A 21,834-nucleotide genomic window follows, 5' to 3' on the forward strand; every position below is an offset into this window, starting at 1 on the left:
ATACGAAAGCCTCGACTCACGCGTTATTCAGTGGCGCATGCGTCATTCGAGCGTGATGTCCACGCGGCGATTTTTGGCGCGGCCGGCCGGTGTTGCATTGCTCGCGACCGGGTTGTTCTCGCCGTAGCCGCGCACGTCGAATTTCTGTGCCGCCAGGCCATGTTCGCGCAGATATAGCGCAACGGATTGAGCGCGCCGCCGCGACAACTGTTGATTGTGTTCGGCGGTGCCGGTCGAGTCGGTGTAACCGCTGATCGTCACGGTTTTGAATGGCGCACCGTGTGCCGCTTCGATCAGCACATCGAGCTTGTCGCGAGCATCCGGCTTCAGCGTCGATTGGTCGGTGTCGAAGTTCGCGTCGCTGTCGAGTGTGACGTGCTGCGGGGTAACAGGGGAAGCCGCGACAGGCGCCGGAATCGGTGCAGGTTTTGCCGCGGCCGGCGGCGCAGGCTGAGTCGGTGTCGCGCACTGGAACGTCAGGATGCGCACGTCTCGCGGATTCTGCTCATCACCCAGCGGTGCGACTGCTTCGAGCGGCTGCACCTGCTTTTTGCCGCAGATTTCCACCGCTTGGGAATAGCACGCTTCCTGCCCTTCAAAAAGACCATGACAATCGACGCGGTAGGCCTGTTGCCCGTTCGGCATGCTGACGCGATACGCATTCCACGTCGGGCCTTGTGAAGCGCAAGCGGCCAGCAGCGCGGTTACACCGAGAACGAGAAGGGATTTCGCTGACATTTTTGGTTTCCTTATTTGATTTGCCTGATCGGTTGCGCGGAACGGACCTGAGATAGCGTCCATTCCGCGAGTCACAACGTCATCGCATTACGAATTCATTGCAATCCTTACCACTGGTAGGACGCGCCGACGCCGTAGGACTGACCGCCGCTGCTGATACCGACACCGCCGCGCACCTTCAGGTTGTTGGTAATGCGCGCGGTGAAGCCGATGGCCGTCGCGCCGTAACCCTGGAAGCTCGCGCCGCCGATACCGACCGAAATCGTCTTGCCCTGGTCGACATCGGGAATCATCGTCAACGCAGTCGCGGCAGCGATACCGCCGTACGCCTTGCGAGCAACCGAATTGATGGAATTGCTCAGGTCGTTCCGCACGTTCTGCAGTTGCGACATGTTCACGCCATCAGTCGGGTTGATACCCGGCGCGACGTTGGTCAAACGACGTTCGTTGCCGGCCGAGCCGAGGGACACGGTGTTGTCCTGGTCCGCGACGGAATCCTTGCCCAGCGCAACGGAATTGCGCCCGCTCGCGATCGCACCGGCACCCAACGCGGTCGCGTTGTCGCCCGATGCAGTCGAGTCGACGCCCATCGCGCTCGACTTCGCGCCGGTTGCGTTCGCGTTGTAGCCGATCGCCGTTGCAGCATTTCCGGCAGCGTTTGCCTTGTTGCCGAACGCGGAAGCATTGACGCCCCCGGCTGTCGCGTTCACGCCAACCGCGACAGCATCGGTACCCGTTGCGCCATCGTTGTTGTAGTTCCCGCCTTGCGTGCCGTTGTCGTTGATGCTGACGTAGTGCGGCTTGGCCGCTCCGATCGCGCCGATTGCCGTCGACAGCGACGTGATGCCGGTGCTCGTGCTCGTGCTGAGCGAGTCCAGGCCGCTCGTGACGGTGGACAGACCGGTCGACAGCGAACTCATGCCGGTGGACAGCGACGACATACCGGTGCTCGTGGACGTGCTCAGGCTCGACACGGCGGTGCTGGTCGAAGTCGACAGCGAGCTGACGCCCGTGCTCAGGCTCGACACCGAGGTCGACGTCGAAGTCGACAGCGACGTGACCGAACTCGTCACGGTCGACAGGCCCGTGGACAACGACGACACGCCGGTGCTCAGCGAAGAGATGCCGGTGCTGGCCGACGTGCTCAACGAAGACATTCCGGTGCTGAGGCTGGAAATTCCCGTCGAAGTCGACGTCGACAGCGACGACAGGCCGGTACTCAAGCTCGACACGCCCGTGCTCAACGACGACACGCCCGTGGACAACGACGATATGCCGGTGCTGGTCGACGTCGAGAGCGAATCGATTCCGCTCGTCACCGTAGAAAGTCCGGTCGAAAGCGAACTGATGCCGGTCGAAAGCGAGCTGATACCGGTGCTGGTCGAGGTCGACAGCGAGTCGACCGAACTCGTCACCGTGGAGAGGCCCGTACTGAGCGACGAAACGCCGGTGCTCAGGCTGGACACCGCCGTGCTCGTGCTCGTGGACAGCGAAGAAACGCCCGTGCTGAGGCTGGAAATGCCCGTACTGGTCGAAGTCGACAGCGACGACACGCCGGTGGACAGGGACGACACGCCGGTGCTGAGCGACGAAACGGCCGTGCTGGTCGACGTCGAAAGCGACGAAACACCCGTGCTCAAGCTCGAAACAGCGGTGGACGTGGACGTGGACAGCGAATCGACCGAACTCGTTACCGTGGACAAACCGGTGCTCAAGCTCGATACCGCGGTCGACGTCGAAGTCGAAAGCGACGACACGCCGGTGCTGAGCGAAGAGATGCCGGTGGATGTCGACGTCGACAGCGAAGAAAGGCCGGTGCTCAGGCTGCTCACGCCCGTCGACAGCGACGACACGCCCGTGCTCAGCGACGAAACCGCCGTGCTCGTCGACGTCGAAAGCGAATCGACACTGCTCGTCACCGTCGACAAGCCGGTGCTCAGGCTCGAAACCGCGGTTGACGTCGACGTGGACAGCGACGAAACACCGGTGCTCAACGACGAAACCGCCGTGGAAGTCGACGTGCTCAACGACGAAACGCCCGTGCTCAAGCTGGAAACTGCCGTCGAAGTCGACGTGCTCAACGAATCGACGCTGCTCGTCACGGTCGACAGGCCGGTCGACAGCGAGCTGACGCCCGTGCTCAGGCTCGAAACGGCGGTCGACGTCGAAGTCGACAGCGACGAGATTCCCGTGCTCGTGGACGTGCTGAGCGATTCAATCGACTGATTAGTCGCATCGAGCTGCGAACCATTGATTGCGTCCGTGCTGTCCTTCGAAATCTGACCGGCCGCCACGTTCGTCACCTGGCGTTCCTGGCCCGGCGCGCCGACGCTCACCACGCCGACCGGATTCGCACCCGCGAACTGATACGTCGTGCCGCCGATCACCGCACTCGGCGTCGGGTGTGCAACGTCCGTGATCGAGCCTGCACCCAATGCGACCGAATTGTCGTTCTTCGCATTGGCACCGTCGCCGATCGCAACCGCGCGCGCGCCGCTTGCGGTGGCGTTCGTACCGGCCGCCAACGCATTCAGGCCGGTTGCACCGTCGTTGTTGTAGTTGCCTTCCTGCACGCCGTTGTCGTTGACGGAATAGTAGTGCGTCTTGCTTGCGGAAATAGCTGTGGACAACGAAGAAATGCCGGTGCTGGTCGAGGTAGAAAGTGACGATACGCCGGTCGAAAGCGAATCGATCCCGCTTGTGACCGTGGAAAGGGCGGTGCTGGTGGACGTGCTCAAGCTGGAAATGCCGGTCGACGCACTCGTGCTGAGCGAAGAAACACCCGTGCTCAGCGAGCTCGCAACCGTCGAAGTCGACGTGCTCAGCGACGAAATGCCCGTCGATGCCGAGGTGGACAACGACGAAATCCCGGTGCTGAGCGACGACACGCCGGTACTCAGCGAGGAAATGCCGCTGCTCGTGGACGTGCTGAGCGAATCGACCGCGCTCGTCACCGTGGACAGGCTGGCGCTGACGCTCGAGATTCCGGTCGAGGCAGAAGTGGAAAGCGACGAAATTCCCGTGCTTGCCGACGTCGACAGCGAACCGATGCTGCTCGTGACGCCCGAAATGCCCGTGCTCAGACTCGAAACGGCCGTGCTGGTCGAAGTCGAGAGCGAATCGATTCCGCTGGTGACCGTCGACAGGCCCGTCGAAGCCGACGTACTCAGCGAGGAAATGCCCGTGCTGAGCGAGCCGATGCCGCTCGTCACCGTCGACAATCCGGTGCTGGTCGACGTCGAAAGCGACGAAATGCCCGTGCTCGTGGACGTCGACAGGGTTTCGATCGCCGTATTGGTCGCGTAAAGTTGCGAGCCGTTGATCGCGTCGGTGCTGTCCTGCGTGATCTGGCCCGCAGCCACGTTGGTGATCTGGCGTTCGGAATCCTTCGCGCCAACGCTCGCGACGCTTTGCGGATTCGCACCTGCGAATGTGTAGGCATTTCCGCCGATCGTCGCACCCGCAGTCGGCGTTGCGGAGCCGGTAACCGAACTGGAACCGAGTGCTACGTCCCCGGCATTCGTGGCCGCTGCGCCCGAACCGATCGCAACCGAGGTTGCGCCGGTCGCGTTCGAGTTGTTGCCAACCGCGACGCTTGCCGCGCCGCCGGCCGTTGCACCGACACCTGCCGCCAACGCATTGATACCGGTTGCGCCGTTGTTGTCGTAGTTCGCGCCTTGTACGCCGTTGTCGTTCACGGAGTAGTAGTGCGTCTTGCTGGCTGAAATCGCGGTAGACAGCGAACTCGTTGCGCTGGACAAACCGGTAGACAGAGAACCAATCCCGCTCACAACGGTGGAAAGACCCGTTGAAGTCGACGAAGAAACGGAGCTGATGCCGCTTGCGATCGTGGACAGGCTGGCCGACGTTGCCGTGCTGAGCGACGAAATGCCGGTCGACACTGACGACACGCCCGTGCTCAACGATCCGATATCGCTGGTGACCGTGGACAGGGCGGTGCTGGTCGACGTGCTCAACGAGGAAATGCCGGTCGAAGCCGAGGTCGAGAGCGACGACAAACCGGTGCTCAGCGAGCTCACGCCCGTGCTCAGGGACGAAACGCCCGTCGACAGCGAGGACACGCCCGTGCTGAGGCTGGAAACCGCCGTGGAAGTGGACGTGCTCAGGCTCGAAACACCCGTGCTCAAGCTCGACATTCCAGTCGATGCGGACGTGCTCAACGACGAAATCCCGGTGCTGGCGGACGTGGACAGCGACGCGACGTTACTGTCAGTTGTCGACAGTCCCGTCGAAAGCGAATTGACGCCGCTGGTGACCGTGGACAGGCCCGTACTGGTCGATGCGCTCAGCGATGAGATTCCCGTCGAAGCCGACGTGCTGAGCGAAGACACGCCGGTGCTCAACGACGAAACCCCCGTGCTGAGGCTCGACACCGCCGTGCTCGTGCTCGTGGACAGCGACGAAACGCCGGTGCTGATGCTCGAAACGGCCGTCGACGTGGAAGTCGAAAGCGTGTCGATTGCGGTGTTGGTCGCGAAGAGTTGCGAGCCGTTGATCGCGTCCGTGCTGTCCTGCGTGACCTGCCCGGCAGCGACGTTCGTGATCTGCCGTTCGTTGCCCGGGGCGCCCACGCTGACGACGCCCGCAGGCAAGGCGCCCGCGTATTGATACGTCGTGCCGCCGACTGTGCCGCTCGCGGTCGGAACAGCCGCGGCCGTCACGGAACCATTGCCCAGCGCTACCGAATTCGCCGTCGATGCACTGGCACCCTGGCCGATCGCAACAGCGTTCGTCGCAGTGGCCTGTGCGCTGTCGCCCACGGCCACCGCGCTTTGCCCGGCTGCATTCGCGGCATTGCCAACGGCCGCGGCATTGCTTCCGGCTGCGGTGGCGCCGACACCTGCCGCGATGGCATTGATGCCGGCCGCCCCGTCGTTGTTGTAATTCCCGCCCTGGACGCCGTTATCGTTGACGGAATAGTAGTGCGTCTTGCTGGCGGAAATGGCCGTCGAAAGCGAGCTTGCAATCGTGGAAGTCGACGTACTCAACGACGAAACACCCGTGCTGAGGCTGCCGATACCGGTGCTCGCGCTCGTGGACAGCGACGAAATATTGCTGATGGCGCCGGACAGGCCGGTGGACAGCGAGCTGGCGGTCGTGCTGGTGCTGGTGGACAGCGACGAAAGACCGGTACTCAGGCTGGACATTCCCGTCGAAGCGGACGTGCTGAGTGAGCTGACGCCCGTGCTCAACGAGGAAATGCCGGTCGAAGCCGAGGTCGACAACGACGACAGGCCGGTGCTCAAGCTCGATACGCCGGTCGAAAGCGACGACACGCCCGTGCTCAATGAAGACACACCCGTGGACAGCGAACTGATACTGCTCACGGCACCCGACAAGCCAGTCGACAGCGAGCTTGCCGTCGTGGACGTCGACGTGCTCAGCGAATTCAGCCCGCTCGTGACGGTCGAAATCGAGCCGGACAATTGCGATGCGCCGGTACTGAGCGACGAAACCGCCGTGCTTGCGGACGTGGACAGCGACGACACACCGGTGGACAGCGAGCTGACGCCCGTGCTGAGCGACGACACGCCCGTGCTCAGGCTGGAAATCCCCGTGCTCGCACTCGTGGACAGCGAATCCACCGCGAGGTTCGTTGCATTGAGTTGCGAACCGTTTACCGCGTCGGTGCTATCCGGGCTCAGCTGACCGGCCGCTACATTCGTGATTTGTCGTTCCGAGCCTTTCGCGCCGACACTGACGACGCTTTGCGGGTTGGTGCCGGCAAACGCGTATTGCGTGCCGCCGATCGTGGCGTTCGGCGTCGGATTGGACGCACCGGTCACGGAGCCGCTACCCAGCGCGACATCGTTCGCATTCGTCGCCGTGGCGCCCGAACCGAATGCGATGCCACCGTTGGCCGTAGCGATGGATGCGTTGCCCAATGCGATAGAGCCGGTGCCCGTGGCGCTGTTCGAATTGCCCATCGCGAGTGCGCCCGTGCCGTTCGCCGCATTGTTCATACCGACCGCAATGGCCCCGTCGCCGTTCGCCGAATTCGGATCGCCGATCGCAACCGCGCCGTTGCCGCTTGCCGTCTGCTGGTTGCCGATCGCGACGGCGCTGCCGCTCAGCACGGCCGACTTCGAACCGATGGCCACCGAGCCGGGGCCCGCCGTTGCCGCAACGCTGTTACTGTCGCCCATGGCGACGCTGGAAGCAGCCAGCGCTTGCGAGTTATAGCCGACCGCAGCGGCACTCGCGCCACCCGCCGACGCACCTACGCCCGCGGCAATTGCGTTGACACCGGTTGCCCCCTTGTTATCGTAATTCGAGCCTTGCGTTCCACCGTCATTGACGCTGTAGTAGTGCGTCTTGCTCGCATCGACAACGGTGCTGAGCGATGCAACGTTGCTGTTCGTCGTGGACAGGCCCGTGGACAGGCTGCCGATACCGGTCGATGCCGAAGTCGAGAGGGAGTTGACCTCGCTGGTCACACCCGAAATACCGGTGCTCAGCGACGAAATTCCGGTGGACGCGGAAGTCGACAACGACGAAAGTCCCGTGCTCAACGACGAGACACCCGTGCTCAACGAGCTGGCGACCGTGGAAAGCGAAGACACGCCCGTGCTGAGACTGGAAACTGCGGTAGACGTGGACGTGCTCAGCGAGGAAACCCCCGTCGAGAGCGACGACACACCCGTGCTCAAGCTGGAAACGGCAGTCGATGTGGACGTGCTCAACGAATCGACGGCCTGATTCGTCGCGTTGAGCTGCGAGCCGTTCACGGCATCGGTGCTGTCCGGGGTAAGCTGTCCGGCCGCGACGTTCGTGATTTGACGTTCCGCGTCTTTTGCGCCGACGCTCACCACGCTTGCCGGTTTTGCGCCTGCAAACGTGTAGGCGTTTCCGCCGATCGTTGCGCCCGCGGTAGGGTTTGCCGCTGCTGTCACCGAACCGGAGCCCAACGCCACATCACCGGCATTCGTCGTTGCCGCATTCTGGCCGATCGCGACGGAACCGGCTGCTGCGCCGGTTGCCGAATCGCCGAACGCCACTGCGCTCGTGCCGCCTGCGGTCGCGTTCGTGCCGACGGCAATCGCATTTACGCCGGTCGCACCTTTGTTGTCGTAGTTTCCTTGCTGCGTGCCGTTATCGTTAATGCTGACGTAATGCGTGCGCGTCGTGGAAACGACCGTGCTCAGCGACGACACGTTGCTGTTCGTCGTGGACAATCCCGTCGAAAGGGAAGACACGCCCGTGCTCAGGCTCGATACGCCGGTCGAAAGCGAGCTGACACCCGTGGACAGACTGGACACGCCAGTCGAAAGGGAGCTGACCGCGGTCGATGCGGAAGTGGACAGTGACGCGACGTTGCTGTTCGTCGTCGAAAGGCCGGTGCTGAGCGAACTGACGCCCGTACTCAAGCTCGACATGCCGGTCGATGTGGAGGTCGACAGCGAATCGAGGTTGCTGTTCGTGGTGGAAAGGCCGGTGCTCAGGCTCGAAACAGCCGTGGAAGTCGAAGTCGACAGGGTGTCGATCGCAGTGTTGGTTGCGAAGAGCTGCGAACCATTGATTGCGTCGGTGCTGGTGCCCGTAACGCGGCCTGCGGCGACGTTCGTGACTTGCCGTTCCGCGCCGACCTTGCCCACACTCACCACGCTCGATGGCGTGCCACCGGCATACGTGTACGACTTGCCGCCGATGGTGCCGTTTGCCGTGGGATTGGCAGCAGCCGTAACCGAGCCGGTTCCCAACGCAAGACTGTTCGCGTTGGCAGCGGTTGCGCCTTGACCGATCGCCATGGCGCCGGCGAGTGAAGCAGTCGCCCCCTGGCCGATTGCGGTTGCCCCGGCGGCCGATGCAAGCGATGCCCCGCCCAGCGCAAGCGAATTTCCACCGACAGCCGAAGCGGCATTGCCGAGCGCCACATCATTGACGGTGGAGGCGGTGCCGGCCGCGCCCGCGACTGCATTGGTGCCCGCCGCGAATGAATCGGTTCCGTTCGCTTTGCTTCCCGAGCCGATGGTAATGGCTCGCAGCCCCGATGCGACTGCCGACACACCGATCGCCGTGGCATTCGTATTTGATGATGTGGAGTTAACACCGATGACCGTCGCGTTAACTCCGGACGACTGCGCACCGTTACCGATCACGAGCGAATTCGTATTGTTGCTGATAGCGGAATTGCCGATCGCCATCGAGCCGGTGCCGCTTGACGACGCTTGCAGCCCGAGAGCTGTGGCAGCACTTCCGGTCGCCAAAGCGCTAGCGCCGAACGCATTCGAATTATCGCCGCTTGCAGTCGCGCTACCACCAAACGCCATACTTCCGGTTCCGGTAGCTGCCGCAAGGTGTCCGGTTGCGACCGCATCAGTGGCTGATGCCGTCGCGTATGCACCGTTGGCGACTGTGTAATCGGCATTGCCAATCGCACGGAACCCAAAAGCTGTACTGGCCGTGCCAGTCGCGTTCGCAAGATGTCCGACCGCGAGGGCTTCAACCTCGGTCGCACGTGAACCCGAGCCGACCGCGATAGCACCCGCACTGTTGACAATGGCGGCCGAACCGATTGCGACCCCGTTACCGCCAGTAGCCGATGCTCTTGTACCAAGCGCCGTATCGTTGATGAGGGTCCCGTCGCCTGCTGAGCCCGCCATGGCGGAGGAACCGACTGCAAATGCGCCGAATCCGAACGCTTGCGCGCCTGCGCCAATCGATGTCGAATTACCGCCGGCGGCTTGGGCCAATGCGCCGATGGCGGTAGTATTTTGCGCTGCGGCCGTGGCGCTAAATCCGAGCGCTGTTGCATAGACTGCCGATGCGGTACTGCTGCCGCCCACAGCTGTACCGCCAGTAGTCGAGGCCGTCACGTTACAGCCGATAGCAACATCGTTCACGTTGCCGCCGAACGAAGCGTTCGTACAGCCCGTGCCCTGAAACACAGCATTCTGCGCATACGCCTCGTCGGGCGCACTCAGTCCGGCAACAACCGCTACCGCTGCGACCGTCAGCACACCAAGCGCCGGCATGCCGTCTAAGAAGCCATCAACGATGCCCGCACCTATGGCTCCGATATTCGAACTCGACGAACGCGCTTCGACGCTACTAGCGCTTTTGCCACACGCCGAGTCCAGTTCGGACACAGCGACCCACGCGCCGAGAGCATCGTTCCATATGGATCGATAGTTCTTGTTCATTATCTGATTCCTGTTGACGAAGGTTTGCGCGCCTACAGCAATGCGCCCCGTTCTCTCCCGCGACAGCCACCGCGTTCACGCACCGGGAGGTTCATGCGTGTTACATGCGCCATCCTTTTATTACTCAAAAACTCCGCGGCGATGCTAACGTAAACAACAAAAAAAACGTATATGAGTGGATGAGTGACGGAGTTAATCAAGCGCGGAATTGAGTTATTCAAAAACCCAATTGAATTAAGGTGTTATAGGCGCGCAATATTTTCCGAAGCCTTGCGCCGTGGGGCGCGGCGGTACTTCGTTCCGCGAGGCCGAGCGGGAATCGAAGATATAGAAGAGCTGCTTTAATGCGCGGCAAGTGGTGAAAGTTCTGAGCACGCAAAATACGGTCGTGTCTTTCTCGCCACAGATGATTAAGAATGGTTAAGCGTTTTTAATGTGTGGCAGGCGATCTGCTCGCGATATTCGTCAAGCAAGCGCAGATGGCGTGTGATTCCATGCGCGTGATCGCGATGCCGGTTGCACCGTTGGGACTGTCGCAGCACGCGGCGCGTTGCGCACTTCCAAATACACGGCCGACTGTTTGCTTCCGCTCGGACGCCACGCTGCAGACCGGCACACCCCACGGCGCCGATGGGCGCAAATGCTCGCGCGGAACTGAACGCGTGCGATGAACGAGCGAAGGAAGGGGCGATTAAAAACTCGTGCGACTCACTCGTGTCACATCCGAGATCACTATCAACTGTAAAGAATGGTCAAGTACGGGGCATGCGACGCGATGGAGCCGTGCGTACGAAGGGAAAACTCGATACACTCGCGCTCACTTATCGGTTGTCTGTTGACTGCGTCGGCAACCCGCCAGTTACACAACAGCTGATCAAGCAAATTCAACAAGTGTCTGCCGCCGACAGGACCGTAGACACAAATACAACCATCGGGAAATTTTGCGGCTTATGGAACGTTCGACGAGGCGCAAACCGCTGACGCACATGTTCCGGGCGCGCCGTCTCTACATCGGCGCCCATCCTGGCTCGCTCGTGCTGTCCTTCCGTATTTCAGTGCACGCGCACCAGCGACCGGCTGCCGCAATCACATTGTCCGCAACTGAAGCGCTCAACAATGCAAGTCCAACTTCGCGTTCGGCACGCCAGCCTTCCGTCAATTCAAGGCAATGCGTTCGCAGGCGAGCCATACGGCCAAAATTCACTCGCGTTGTGATCTATTTAGGGTTCCGGGCCACGTTTGCACGCGAAATGCATGAGCGCGCCCACGGGTTTGCAACAAGACAGAAAATTATTCGCTACATTGTTGACGTTGCATCTATTAACGACGCATACTTAACTCAACGACTCAATGAGGCGTATTGATGCGTTGAGTTGAGTAATAGAAATTGGCGGTGAATATGTGATTGTTCAAATGATCGATCAACAAGTGGCTGCGTTGAAAATCCACGATCGCTGTCAGTCTCGGGATGTGCCTTTCTAGCGGATCGGCTCGCATCGCGGGTTAATTTACCGCACGCACATGAGTTAATACACGGATGAGTGTTTGATTAAAACAGGAATGAAATGAACAAATTTCAGTTGAATCCGCGTTATGCGGCGGATGAGAGTGCGCCGGGCAAACCCATCGACCTCATTGCGGGCGCAACGTTCGTGCAGTCACCGGCAGCGAAGAGCCGCCCGGAGAAGCCCATCAGGCTCAACCTCGATATCGCGCCGGCGGTACACCGACTGCTCAAGCTGTACGCGCTCGAAAACGGGATGAGTGTTTCGGAAGTCGTACGCTCGCTGATCGATGGGCTTGTGCGGCCCGAGCACCACCAGCGACGATAAGGAGGCAGCATGGCGAAGGCAATTGCAGCGATCGCGAAGTTGAACCACTCGACCATTCTCGGGCTGTAATGATTCATTCCGCGATGTGCGCGCGGCCCATGTCGACGCCGCTACGACACAGCTTTTGAGTACTGCGACGGACATTCCGCGTCCGCCCCGCGCCTGTGGCTGCGATGCCGGTGACGCCATATCGCAACCCGTGGGCGCGGCATAACGCGAGCATGAACTCATCGTCGAGCAAGCCGCCCATGAGGCGGCTTTATAGTTTGTTATACGTGATATAGCTCGCGTGATAATGCGTCGTGCAAGATCGTTGTAAGGCAGCGTTGCGCCGAGCGCCACCGCGTAACCCCTTGAATTTCCGCAATAAAGAACGGTTTGTTTACCAATCTGGCGGAGTTTTACTCGACTCCGCAATAAGCATTACAGAAAAATCGAAATTACCAGATCCGCCAACGTTTGCGAGAAGGACTTTCCCCTGTGTCAGTTGGCGCGAGTTTTCGGTTACGATGCGAGCTTCGCGGAAATCAAGTGAGTAACATAAATGAGTACAGTAAAAACTCAAAAGCTCAGTAACGCTTCGACGCCGGCAAAGCGCGTCAAGGGTCGAGTATCGAAGACCGCCACGGCCAATCGGGAACTGTTCGGGGACGACAAAACCGGCGTTGCAGCCGTACCTGCCAAGCCCACGCGCAACGGGCCCGCTCTCAAACGGCCCCCGGCATCACGACCCGCCACCACGCAGCCGACTCCGAAAGCGTCTCCCAAGAGGGCCGCGCCCGCGGGTTCCGTGCGTATCAATTTCGATCTTGAAAGGGTGATTCACAAGCGGTTGAAGATGTTGGCAGTCGAGGCCGATTTGACCATCGCGGACTGGATGCGCGCCCTTATTCAAAAAGAGCTCGAGCATCTCGAGAAAATGGCGCGGCGCGGGCGGTAAACCCGTGAATCGTTGTTCATACTACGGGCAATTGTTTCTTGTCTGTGTATCTGCCCAAGCTGCCAGTCGATATTAGGATCGCGACCGTTCGTAATCCAGAACCGCGTACTGCGAGCAAGGCCGGGGCGACGCGCCGGGGTGCTTCGGCACGATGATCTTCCCGGTAAGCGTCCAGCGCTGTCGCCCCGGCCCTTCACGGCGCTTGTCCGCGGGCAAAAAAAGCCCCGCATCAAGCGGGGCCCCGTCGGCTAACTCACCGGCAAATCGTCAATCGTTTAATGCGGCCCACGTGTACGCGGATCGTTGATGTCCTCGGTCGGATCGGTCAGCCCGAGTTCATCGCCCGCACTCCAGTACGGCGTGCTGCCGTAGTACTCGTGCAGCGGCTCGGCCCATTGCGGGTCGGCCATTGCCGGCCAGTGATCCTTGTCGAAGCCGGGCGCGTTCTTGATCCGCTCTGACGATACCGACAGCAAGAAGCACTTGCGTTCGGTATCGAGCGTGAGCGCGCTCCATGGAATCGCGAGCAGCTTGTCGCCGATGCCGAGCAGGCCGCCGCTCGAGAGCACCGCATACGCGATGCGGCCCGAGCGCACGTCGAGCATGATGTCCTTGATCTTGCCGACGTCGTCGCCATCGGTCGTATAGACCTTGTCGCCTTCCAGCGTATCGGCCGCCATCACGTCGGGGCCGGGGCCCGCCGCCGTCGCGGCGCCCTTGCCGACGATACGGGTCCGTCCTTGATCGGGAGTCTGCATGGTTGTCCTCCTGGCTGCATGGGCGCGACCGTGCCCGGGATGGGCCCTTCGGGTCGCGCGGGTTATCGGGCGAGGCGAGGATCGCCCCGTCACGTCCGCTTCGGTTGCGACACGCCTTCCAGCGTGTTCGCGACTTCGTCGCGTGTCGGGCCGGCCGTGCGCGTCGCGATGTCCGCGAGCGACAGGATGCCGACCAGACGCTGGTCGTGATCCACGACCGGCAGGCGGCGCAACTGCGCGTCCGCCATGTAATGCTGGATCTCATCCAGCGGATCGTCCTCGAAACACCATTCGATCGGGCCCGACGCGACTTCGTGAATCCGCGTGTCCGGCGGCTTGCCGGCCGAGATCGCGCGCACCGTGAGGTCGCGATCCGTGACCATGCCGATCAGCCGGTTGTTGTCGCACACGGGCAGCGCGCCGATGTCGTAGCGCTCCATCAATTGCGCGGCATGACGGATCGAGTCGGTCGGCGCGATATGCACGACGTCCTGCGACATGATTTCGTTCACGCGATGCATCAGGTCCTCCTTCGAGGTTGAAACGGGGCCATTCGGTTCAGCAAGCGGCGTGCCGCGACGCATGCGGCGGCCGCACCTTGTCGTCATTTATCGCGGCGTTCGGCCGGATCCTGCCATGGGCCGTCGTCGTGCGTGCCCGGCGGCGTGTCGGGTTCGATGCGCGTGACGCCGCCGGTCGCGGGCGGATCGCTCGCGGGGAACGTGTCCTCGAGCTGCTTGTCGATGTGCCGCTCCGAGTGGCGCGTTTTCGTCTGGTCCTGGTGCTTCAGCGGCGGCGACGTGTCGGGTTGCTCGTGCGCCGGCGCGTCGCGGCCGGACCGGGTCGAATCCTTCATGGCAAGCCTCCGTGTCGGTGACGATGATCCGTCTGGCGCAACGGCCGTGCCCGCGCCCGGCTGGCGGCACGCGACTTGCCGCTTCCGCGACCGACGACGACGCGCGGCGCAATACGCCGCACATGCACACACGCACATCAAGCAGGAGGCACGATGACGAATCCCAAACAGCGGCCAGGGGTGCGCTATGAAGTCAACGTATGCGGCGGCGGGTTCGATTCGGTGAAAAGTCATTTCAGCGCGTGGAAACACGAGCCGCTGATCTACCGGCCCGATCGCCGGATGTTCGAAGGCAAGGCCGACGTGCGGCCGCTCGGCGACGAGACGTTCGCCTCGACCGAGCGCGCGCGGCTCGCGCTGCAGCGCGCATGCGAGCCGGCCGATCCGTATGCGCTCGCCGCGCGGGTGCGCGACGACGGCCGCGAGCTGTGGCTCGTGATGGCCGCATACGAAGGGTAGCGCGACGCACTTGAAAGAATTGCAGCGAGCGGTGTAGCGAATGCACGCCGCGCTGTGCGGCGACAGGCGCGCCCGGGGCGGACGGTGCCGCACGCGCACGGCACACGGACGCCACCCGCACGGCACGCCGCTTGCGGATCAGGCGTGGGTGGACCCTCGAGCGGCGCGCGCCCGCGCCCCACCGGCCGGATCCCTTGAGGAGCGACACGATCGAATGCTGATGAATCGAGACCCCGCCCAGTCGTTGCACCGGCCCGAGCCGCCGTTGCCCGATGTCACACCGGACCCCGAGCCGCCCGCGCCGCAGATCGTCCCGCCCGGCACGCCGGAACCGTTTCACGATCCCGAGGGCGACCCGCCGGTGCACCCGCCGCCGGAACGCGAACCGCCGAGCCCGGAGCCGCCCATCCACGCGCCGCCGACGGGCGTGCCGCCGGCCGCGTTCATCCCATCCACGGAGGGCCCACGATGAGCATCAGCGTGAAACCCGGCATGCTGCGCGACGTGGCCGAGACCCTCGGCCGCCATTTCGAGGCGCGCGCGATGCCGTTCCATGTCGAGGAGCAACCGGCCGGTGCGCTGCATTTCGGCTTTCGCGTCGACGGCCATCAGGCGTCGCTGACCGTCACCTTCGACGCCGATGCATTCGCGGCGCTCGAACAGGCCGGCACCGACCGGCAACGCGGCGCACTGACGCGCGTCGCGGCCGAATTCGACACGATGATGGCGCGCCGCGCGCCGACCGCGTATGCGGGCGATTTTCATTTCAACCGGCTCTAAGCCGTGCCGCGATGGCCGGCCAGCGCCGCCGATTCCACGGAGGATTCCGATGAAGCCGATCCAGACGATACGCGTGGGCGCGTGTGCGTTCGCCGCCGCGTGCGCGCTGGGCGCATGCATGCAACCGCAGGGCACCTATGGCACGCGCGGCGCACCGCCGGCGCCGCCGGGCGTTCAGGGCGCGTCGCCGACCACGACCATGCCGGACGCGAACACGCGCTACGACACGCGTCCGTCGCCGCACAACACGATGCCGCCGGGCGCGACCGGCGGCGCGGCGGTCGATGTGCCGCAGCCGGGGCCCAACGGCGTGGAGGGCGGCCGGCCGTTGCCGGGCACGCCGCCGCCGATGCAGTAGTGACCCGACGCGGTATGCATCGCCGGGTGCGGACAGGTCGAGAACGGGAGGCTGCCCAAGCGACGAAGCGCTGAAAGTGCGATGGCCGTCATGCATTCCGGCCCGCGCGCGCCCTGCGCGAATTTCATGCCCCCTAACTTCCCGGCGCTTGTAAAAAAGCGGCTCCGAAGCGCCCGGATCACGCGGGGCGAAGCGGCGAAAGCCGCGCCGGACGGCGGTTCCCCGCCTTGGCATGAAAGCTGCGTGGATTCCTGCACGTGAATTTCGCACACAGTCAGGAGGGGCATCGATGTCCGTCACGCTTGCGCTCCAGATGCGACAGCATCTGGCACTCACACCGAGGCTGCAGCAATCACTGCGTTTGCTGCAGCTGTCTTCGCTCGAATTCCAGCAGGAATTGCGGCAGGCGCTCGACTCGAATCCGTTTCTCGAAGATGGCCAGGGTGACGACGAAGCCGTCGCCGAGGCCGACGCGCCCGAACATCCAGCCGAGGCCGCCGCACCCGAGCCCGTACCCGAGCACGACGACGTGCGTGCGCCGGACGGCGACGTGTCGTACACGGCCGCCCCGGCGTCGCGCACCACGGGCCGGCAGGGCGACGACGTGAGCGACCTGTCGCCTGGCGAATGGATGGCCGCCGAGCCGTCGCTGCACCAGCAGCTGCACGACGCACTGCGTCTCTATCCGCTGAACCGGCGCGACCGCGAGGCCGCGCGCATCGTGATCGACGCGCTCGACGAGGACGGCTACCTGCGTCAGGAGCTGTCCGAACTGCTGGTTGCGGCCGATCCCGCGCTGCTGCTGTCGGAACAGGATCTCGGGGTCGCGCTGCGGCTCGTGCAGATGCTCGACCGCCCGGGAATCGCCGCACGCTCGCTGTCCGAATGCCTGCTGCTGCAGCTCGACGCGATTCCCGCCGGCACGCCGGCGCTCGCGGAAGCGAAGGTGATCGCGCGCGAACATCTCGAACGGCTGGCCCGGCGCGAGACCGCCGAAATCCAGCGGCGGGTCGGCTGCAGCCAGCCGACGATGCAGGCCGCGTGCGCGCTGGTACGCGGGCTCGATCCGCGCCCCGGCAATCACTATGGCAGTACGCGCGGCGACTATGTGGTGCCCGACGTGATCGTGCGCCAGGTGCGCGACGAGTGGATCGTCACGATCAACCCGGCCGTGCTGCCGCGCGCTCGACTGCACGAACGCTATGCGACGCTGTTCGCGCAGTCGAGCGGCGAGCGCGATTCGCCGCTCGGCCAGCAATTGCAGGAAGCGCGCTGGCTGATCCGCAATGTGCAGAAGCGCTTCGACACGATCCAGCGCGTCGGCGAATGCATCGTCGCGCGGCAGCGCGACTTCTTCCGCTACGGCGAGATCGCGATGAAGCCGCTCGTGCTGCGCGACATCGCGGAAGAACTCGACCTGCACGAATCGACCGTGTCGCGCGCGACGGGCAACAAGTACATGGCCACGCCGCACGGCACGTTCGAGTTCAAGCACTTCTTCCCGCGCAAGCTGGAAGCGGCCGGCAAGGGCGTGTGCTCGGCGTCGGCCGCCAAGGTGCTGATCCGCGACATGATCGCGGCCGAGCGCCATACCGACCCGCTGTCCGATGTCGCGCTCGCGCAGAACCTCGCGGGCCGCGGCATCCTTCTTGCTCGTCGTACGGTGACCAAGTATCGCCAGGCGATGAAGATCCCGCCGGCCGAACTGCGCCGGCGCGACGCCGCCTGACGATACCGTCCGAACCGCGCGCGGCCCGCGAGCCGCGACCGCCGCGCGCGCCAACGAAAGGAGGAAAACCATGCCAGCCAAATCCCAGGCACAGCAGCGCGCGGCGGGGGCCGCCCTGTCGGCCAAGCGCGGTGACACGAAAATGAAGGACCTGAAGCCGCCGTCAAAGTCGATGGCCAAGTCGATGAGCGAGAAGGAGCTCGAGAAAATGGCTTCGACGCCGACTCGCGGCAAACCCAAGCACAAGCATTGATCGACGGCGACGCGCGCCGGCGATCGTCATTCTTCAGGACTGCAGGAGGAATTCATGCTGAGATATGCCATCATCTTCTTCGTCATCGCGATCATCGCGGCCGTGTTCGGCTTCGGCGGCATCGCGGCCGGTGCGGCCGAGATCGCGAAGATCCTGTTCTACATCTTCGTCGTGATCTTCCTGGTCACGTTGCTGCTGGGTGTCGTACGCCGATGACGGCCACGCCCGACCGTTCGCAGCGCATCGCGGAACTCGAGACTGCGCTCGCGAACGGCTTTCCCTCGGAGTCGACCCTCGTCGTGCATGCGGACGACGCCTCGGGCCGGCTCACGATTCAGGTGTCATGGGTGCGGGTGCCGGCCGATGAAAGCGCGCGTCAATGGCGCTGCGTGGTCGACCTCCGCTTCGATCCCGACGTGCTCACGCGTTATGCGTCGCTCGGCGCGGACGACCGGCTGCGCGTGCGCACCCGGCTGTGCGACCTCGCGCGGCGCGCGGTGGATGAACAAAAGCCGCGCATCGAGGACGCCGAGATCGAATGCAACGTCGCGCTCGACGTGACGCGCGACGAACTCGATCGCGCATTGCGCGCGCCCTGACGCAGGCGCCGCAGCCTGCAGCGACACCGCAGGCGGGCCGTCGCGGCATACGCCGCGCGGCTCGCCCGTTTTACGTGCCGGCAGCCGTGTGCGCCGCTACGCGCCCGTACACGCCGCCGCCCTTCACTGAACCGGTGCCGAACCGGTACCGAACCGATACGAGGACGCGCGCATGACGAATCCCCCGCAATCCGGCAATCCGCCGCCCCACCCGCAGCAGCCCGACAGCGCGAAGTCGCGCCAGCTCGACGAGAATCGGCTGCGGCCCGACGGCCAGGCGCTGCGCACCAACCAGGGCGTGCGCATCGCCGACAACCAGAACACGCTGCGCGGCGGTGCGCGCGGCCCGTCGCTGCTCGAAGACTTCATCATGCGCGAGAAGATCACGCACTTCGATCACGAACGGATTCCCGAACGGGTCGTGCACGCGCGCGGCTCGGCCGCGCACGGCGTGTTTCGCGTCTACGAGCCGATGGCCGACTACACGAAGGCCGCGTTCCTGCAGGACCCGGCCGCCGAAACGCCGGTGTACGTGCGCTTCTCCACCGTGCAGGGCCCGCGCGGCTCGGCCGACACGGTGCGCGACGTGCGCGGCTTCGCGGTGAAGTTCTATACCGAAGAGGGCAACTACGACCTGGTCGGCAACAACATGCCGGTGTTCTTCATCCAGGACGCGATCAAGTTTCCCGACTTCGTGCATGCGGTGAAGCCCGAGGCGCCGAACGAGATGCCGACCGGCGCGTCCGCGCACGACACGTTCTGGGATTTCGTGTCGCTCGTGCCCGAAACCACCCATACGGTGCTGTGGCTGATGTCCGACCGCGCGCTGCCGGCGAGCTTTCGCGCGATGGACGGCTTCGGCGTGCACACGTTCCGCTTCGTGAACGCGGCCGGCGCCGAGCATTTCGTGAAGTTCCACTGGCGGCCGGTGAGCGGCGCGTATTCGCTGCTGTGGGACGAAGCGCAACGCATCGCCGGCCACGACCCCGACTTCAACCGGCGCGACCTGTGGATGGCGATCGAGCGCGGCGACTATCCGGAGTTCGAGCTCGGTGTGCAGTTGATCGATCCCGCCGACGCGCACAAGTTCGACTTCGATCTGCTCGACCCGACCAAGCTGGTGCCGGAGGAGCTCGTGCCTGTGCGGCCGATCGGCCGCATGACGCTGAACCGCAATCCGGACAACTTTTTCGCGGAAACCGAGCAGGTCGCGTTTCATCCGGGGCACGTGGTGCCCGGCATCGACTTCACGAACGATCCGCTGCTGCAGGGGCGCCTGTTCTCGTACACCGACACGCAGTTGAGCCGGCTCGGCGGCCCGAACTTTCACGAGATTCCGATCAACCGGCCGCTGTGCCCGTTCGCCAACAACCAGCGCGATGCGATGCACCGGCAGACGATCGCGGTCGGGCAGGCGTCGTACGAGCCGAATTCGCTGAACGGCGGCTGGCCGCGCGAGACCCCGCCCGCGCCGTCCGGCGGCGGCTTCGAGACCGTGCACGAACCGCTCGAAGGCGACAAGGTGCGCGTGCGCAGCGAAACCTTCGCCGACCATTTCTCGCAGCCGGCGCTGTTCTACCAGAGCATGACCGAGATCGAGCAGCGGCATATCCGCGACGCGTACTGCTTCGAGCTTGGCAAGGTGACGAAGCCGGAGATTCGCGAACGCGTGGTCAACGAGATCATCGCGCGGTTCGACGCCGGGCTGGCCGCGCAGGTCGCCGAACGGCTCGGGCTGCCGGCTCCGCAAACGGCCACGACACCGATCGTCAAGCAGCGCGCGCCGTCGTTGAGCCTGATCGGCCGGTCGAAGCCCGATATCCGCTCGCGCAAGATCGCGCTGATCGCGACGCCCGGCGTGAGCCAGACGCTGGTCGAGCAGGTGCGTGGCGCGCTGACGGCCGCGGGCGCGGTGCCGACGATCGTCGCGCCGACCCTCGCGCCGATCGGCAGCATCGTGCCGCAGGCGACGCTCGCCGGCATGCCGTCGGTGATGTTCGACGCGGTGTTCGTGTGCGGCGGCGACGGCGACGGTCGAAATCTCGCGCACAGTGCCGACGCGCGGCACTTCGTGCGCGAGGCGTTCAAGCACCTGAAGCCGATCGCGGCGGTCGGCTCCGGGCGTCAGTTGCTGAGCGCCGCGCACCTGCCGGATCCGGCCGAGGGCGTGTGCGTCGCGCAAGCGGTCGATCTCGACGCGCTGCTTCGCACGTTTTCGGACGAGATCGGCCGGCATCGCGTCTGGTCGCGCGAGCAGCAGGCGGCCGAGCTGCCGGCGTAGCGTCGCACGGCGCCTGCTCCTTGGGGGGGGCGGGCGCGGTTGCGGCAAGGAGGACAGGCATGGCACCGCGGATGATATGGAAAGGCGCGATCAGTTTCGGGCTCGTTCACGTGCCCGTGCAGCTGTTCCCGGCGACACGCACCGTGAAGCCGTCGTTCCGGCTGCTCGACAAGCGCTCGATGGATCCGGTCGGCTATCGGCAGATCAACAAGCGCACCGGCAAGGAGGTCACGCGCGAGGACATCGTGCGCGGCTACGAGTACGAGAAGGAGCGCTACGTTGTACTGACCGACGACGAGATTCGCGCGGCGAACCCCGAATCGACGCAGACGGTCGACATTCTGACGTTCGTCAACGCGGACGCGGTGTCGTTCCTGTATCTCGACACGCCGTACTACCTCGTGCCGGACCGCAAGGGCGAGAAGGTCTATGCGCTGCTGCGCGACGCGCTGAAGGACAGCGGCAAGATCGGCATCGCGCTCGTCGTGATGCGCGACCGCCAGCATCTCGGCGCGCTGATTCCGGTCGGGCCGCTGCTCGCGCTCGACACGTTGCGCTGGCAGGACGAGCTGCGCCCGCTCGACGAACTGTCGGTGCCGACGGACGACGCGAAGCATGCGGGCGTGACCGCGCGCGAGCTGACGATGGCGAAGAAGCTGATCGACGACATGGCGGGCAAGTGGACGCCCGACGAGTATCACGACACGTTTCGCGACGACATCCTCGAACTGGTCGAACGCAAGGTGCGCTCGGGCAAGATCGAGGAAATCGAGGAGCGACCCGCCCAGACGGGCCGCGCCGCGACCAACGTGGTCGACCTCACCGAGCTGCTCAAGCGCAGCCTGAAGGGCGGCGGCGGCGCGCGCGCATCGGACCTGCGCGACGAACGCGCGCAAGAGGAGGCCGACACGTCGCCGCCCGCCGGCGCGCGTCGCAAACCGGCCGCGAAATCCGCGTCGAAAGGCGCGGCCGCGAAGACCGCGGCGAAGCGGCCGGCCGCGAAACGCGCGGCGACGGGCGAACCTGCGGCGAAGAAAACCGCCGTGCGCCGCAAGCACGCCGCATGATGCCGCACGACGCGAGGTGA

19 protein-coding genes and 2 pseudogenes are annotated in these 21,834 nt (G+C 64.1%); 14 read left to right on the top strand and 7 right to left on the bottom strand.

What is annotated here, in order from left to right:
* Positions 1 to 42: 42 nt before the first annotated feature.
* Together SB786_RS17595 and SB786_RS17600 are read right to left on the bottom strand one after the other, a co-directional pair.
* Positions 43 to 738 (bottom strand): OmpA family protein, encoded by a 696-nt coding sequence (locus SB786_RS17595; RefSeq protein WP_410728541.1) that lies wholly within the window; start codon positions 736 to 738, stop codon positions 43 to 45.
* Between the two features lie 107 nt (positions 739 to 845).
* Positions 846 to 1,679 carry a YadA family autotransporter adhesin gene (locus SB786_RS17600; RefSeq protein WP_410728582.1) on the bottom strand — a complete coding sequence of 278 codons (834 nt, stop codon included), beginning with the start codon at positions 1,677 to 1,679 and terminating at the stop codon, positions 846 to 848.
* Between SB786_RS17600 and SB786_RS17605 the strand changes: the two genes are divergently transcribed.
* On the top strand, positions 1,657 to 2,964 hold the full coding sequence (locus SB786_RS17605) for a hypothetical protein (RefSeq protein ID WP_410728587.1): 1,308 nt from the start codon (positions 1,657 to 1,659) through the stop codon (positions 2,962 to 2,964). The two genes, SB786_RS17600 and SB786_RS17605, sit on opposite strands and share 23 nt — an antisense overlap.
* A gap of 5 nt (positions 2,965 to 2,969) precedes the next feature.
* Here the strand turns inward: SB786_RS17605 and SB786_RS17610 are convergent.
* Positions 2,970 to 6,905 (bottom strand): annotated as a pseudogene (locus SB786_RS17610) (beta strand repeat-containing protein); the annotation flags it as partial.
* A gap of 169 nt (positions 6,906 to 7,074) precedes the next feature.
* Here SB786_RS17610 and SB786_RS17615 point away from each other — a divergent pair.
* Positions 7,075 to 7,458 (top strand): hypothetical protein, encoded by a 384-nt coding sequence (locus SB786_RS17615; RefSeq protein WP_410728588.1) that lies wholly within the window; start codon positions 7,075 to 7,077, stop codon positions 7,456 to 7,458.
* A gap of 8 nt (positions 7,459 to 7,466) precedes the next feature.
* Here SB786_RS17615 and SB786_RS17620 read toward each other — a convergent pair.
* Positions 7,467 to 9,902 (bottom strand): annotated as a pseudogene (locus tag SB786_RS17620) (ESPR-type extended signal peptide-containing protein); the annotation flags it as partial.
* A 1,565-nt stretch (positions 9,903 to 11,467) separates the two neighbouring features.
* Here SB786_RS17620 and SB786_RS17625 point away from each other — a divergent pair.
* Together SB786_RS17625 and SB786_RS17630 are read left to right on the top strand one after the other, a co-directional pair.
* Positions 11,468 to 11,734, top strand: a complete 267-nt coding sequence (locus SB786_RS17625) for a hypothetical protein (protein ID WP_410728542.1) — start codon at positions 11,468 to 11,470, stop codon at positions 11,732 to 11,734.
* Positions 11,735 to 12,278: 544 nt separating this feature from the next.
* The gene (locus tag SB786_RS17630) at positions 12,279 to 12,674 is read left to right on the top strand and encodes a hypothetical protein (RefSeq protein ID WP_410728543.1); all 396 of its coding nucleotides are present in this window, start codon (positions 12,279 to 12,281) and stop codon (positions 12,672 to 12,674) included.
* A gap of 275 nt (positions 12,675 to 12,949) precedes the next feature.
* Here the strand turns inward: SB786_RS17630 and SB786_RS17635 are convergent, their stop codons facing one another.
* From SB786_RS17635 to SB786_RS17645, 3 genes are all read right to left on the bottom strand, one after another.
* Positions 12,950 to 13,432 (bottom strand): PRC-barrel domain-containing protein, encoded by a 483-nt coding sequence (locus tag SB786_RS17635; protein WP_410728544.1) that lies wholly within the window; start codon positions 13,430 to 13,432, stop codon positions 12,950 to 12,952.
* Between the two features lie 89 nt (positions 13,433 to 13,521).
* Entirely contained in the window at positions 13,522 to 13,953 is a 432-nt protein-coding gene (locus SB786_RS17640) for a CBS domain-containing protein (RefSeq protein ID WP_410728545.1), read from the bottom strand.
* 83 nt (positions 13,954 to 14,036) lie between these two features.
* The gene (locus SB786_RS17645) at positions 14,037 to 14,288 is read right to left on the bottom strand and encodes a hypothetical protein (protein WP_410728546.1); all 252 of its coding nucleotides are present in this window, start codon (positions 14,286 to 14,288) and stop codon (positions 14,037 to 14,039) included.
* 153 nt (positions 14,289 to 14,441) lie between these two features.
* On the opposite strand from SB786_RS17645, the gene SB786_RS17650 reads away from it, so the two are divergent.
* The 10 genes from SB786_RS17650 to SB786_RS17695 all read left to right on the top strand — a co-directional run bounded on the left by SB786_RS17650 (position 14,442) and on the right by SB786_RS17695 (position 21,814).
* Positions 14,442 to 14,747, top strand: a complete 306-nt coding sequence (locus tag SB786_RS17650; protein ID WP_410728547.1) for a hypothetical protein — start codon at positions 14,442 to 14,444, stop codon at positions 14,745 to 14,747.
* A gap of 214 nt (positions 14,748 to 14,961) precedes the next feature.
* A complete protein-coding gene (locus tag SB786_RS17655; RefSeq protein WP_410728548.1) occupies positions 14,962 to 15,219 on the top strand; it encodes a hypothetical protein in 258 nt (85 codons plus the stop codon).
* Complete coding sequence (locus SB786_RS17660) at positions 15,216 to 15,527, top strand: hypothetical protein (protein WP_410728549.1); 312 nt, start codon at positions 15,216 to 15,218, stop codon at positions 15,525 to 15,527. Before SB786_RS17655 ends, SB786_RS17660 begins: the two co-directional genes overlap by 4 nt.
* A 49-nt stretch (positions 15,528 to 15,576) precedes the next feature.
* A complete protein-coding gene (locus tag SB786_RS17665; RefSeq protein ID WP_410728550.1) occupies positions 15,577 to 15,885 on the top strand; it encodes a hypothetical protein in 309 nt (102 codons plus the stop codon).
* Between the two features lie 289 nt (positions 15,886 to 16,174).
* Entirely contained in the window at positions 16,175 to 17,614 is a 1,440-nt protein-coding gene (locus tag SB786_RS17670) for an RNA polymerase factor sigma-54 (RefSeq protein WP_410728551.1), read from the top strand.
* A 70-nt stretch (positions 17,615 to 17,684) separates the two neighbouring features.
* On the top strand, positions 17,685 to 17,867 hold the full coding sequence (locus tag SB786_RS17675) for a DUF3008 family protein (RefSeq protein WP_006761660.1): 183 nt from the start codon (positions 17,685 to 17,687) through the stop codon (positions 17,865 to 17,867).
* Between the two features lie 54 nt (positions 17,868 to 17,921).
* Positions 17,922 to 18,083: a DUF1328 family protein gene (locus tag SB786_RS17680; protein WP_006498332.1), complete on the top strand. Its 162-nt coding sequence runs from the start codon at positions 17,922 to 17,924 to the stop codon at positions 18,081 to 18,083.
* The gene (locus tag SB786_RS17685; protein WP_410728552.1) at positions 18,080 to 18,466 is read left to right on the top strand and encodes a DUF3022 domain-containing protein; all 387 of its coding nucleotides are present in this window, start codon (positions 18,080 to 18,082) and stop codon (positions 18,464 to 18,466) included. Before SB786_RS17680 ends, SB786_RS17685 begins: the two co-directional genes overlap by 4 nt.
* Before the next feature lie 172 nt (positions 18,467 to 18,638).
* On the top strand, positions 18,639 to 20,747 hold the full coding sequence (katE, locus tag SB786_RS17690) for a catalase HPII (protein ID WP_410728553.1): 2,109 nt from the start codon (positions 18,639 to 18,641) through the stop codon (positions 20,745 to 20,747).
* Positions 20,748 to 20,806: 59 nt separating this feature from the next.
* Positions 20,807 to 21,814, top strand: coding sequence for a Ku protein (locus tag SB786_RS17695; RefSeq protein ID WP_410728554.1), 1,008 nt, complete (start codon positions 20,807 to 20,809; stop codon positions 21,812 to 21,814).
* Positions 21,815 to 21,834: the final 20 nt, after the last annotated feature.

This window comes from Burkholderia sp. SIMBA_062 (assembly GCF_046534765.1).
GTDB lineage: Bacteria > Pseudomonadota > Gammaproteobacteria > Burkholderiales > Burkholderiaceae > Burkholderia > Burkholderia ambifaria.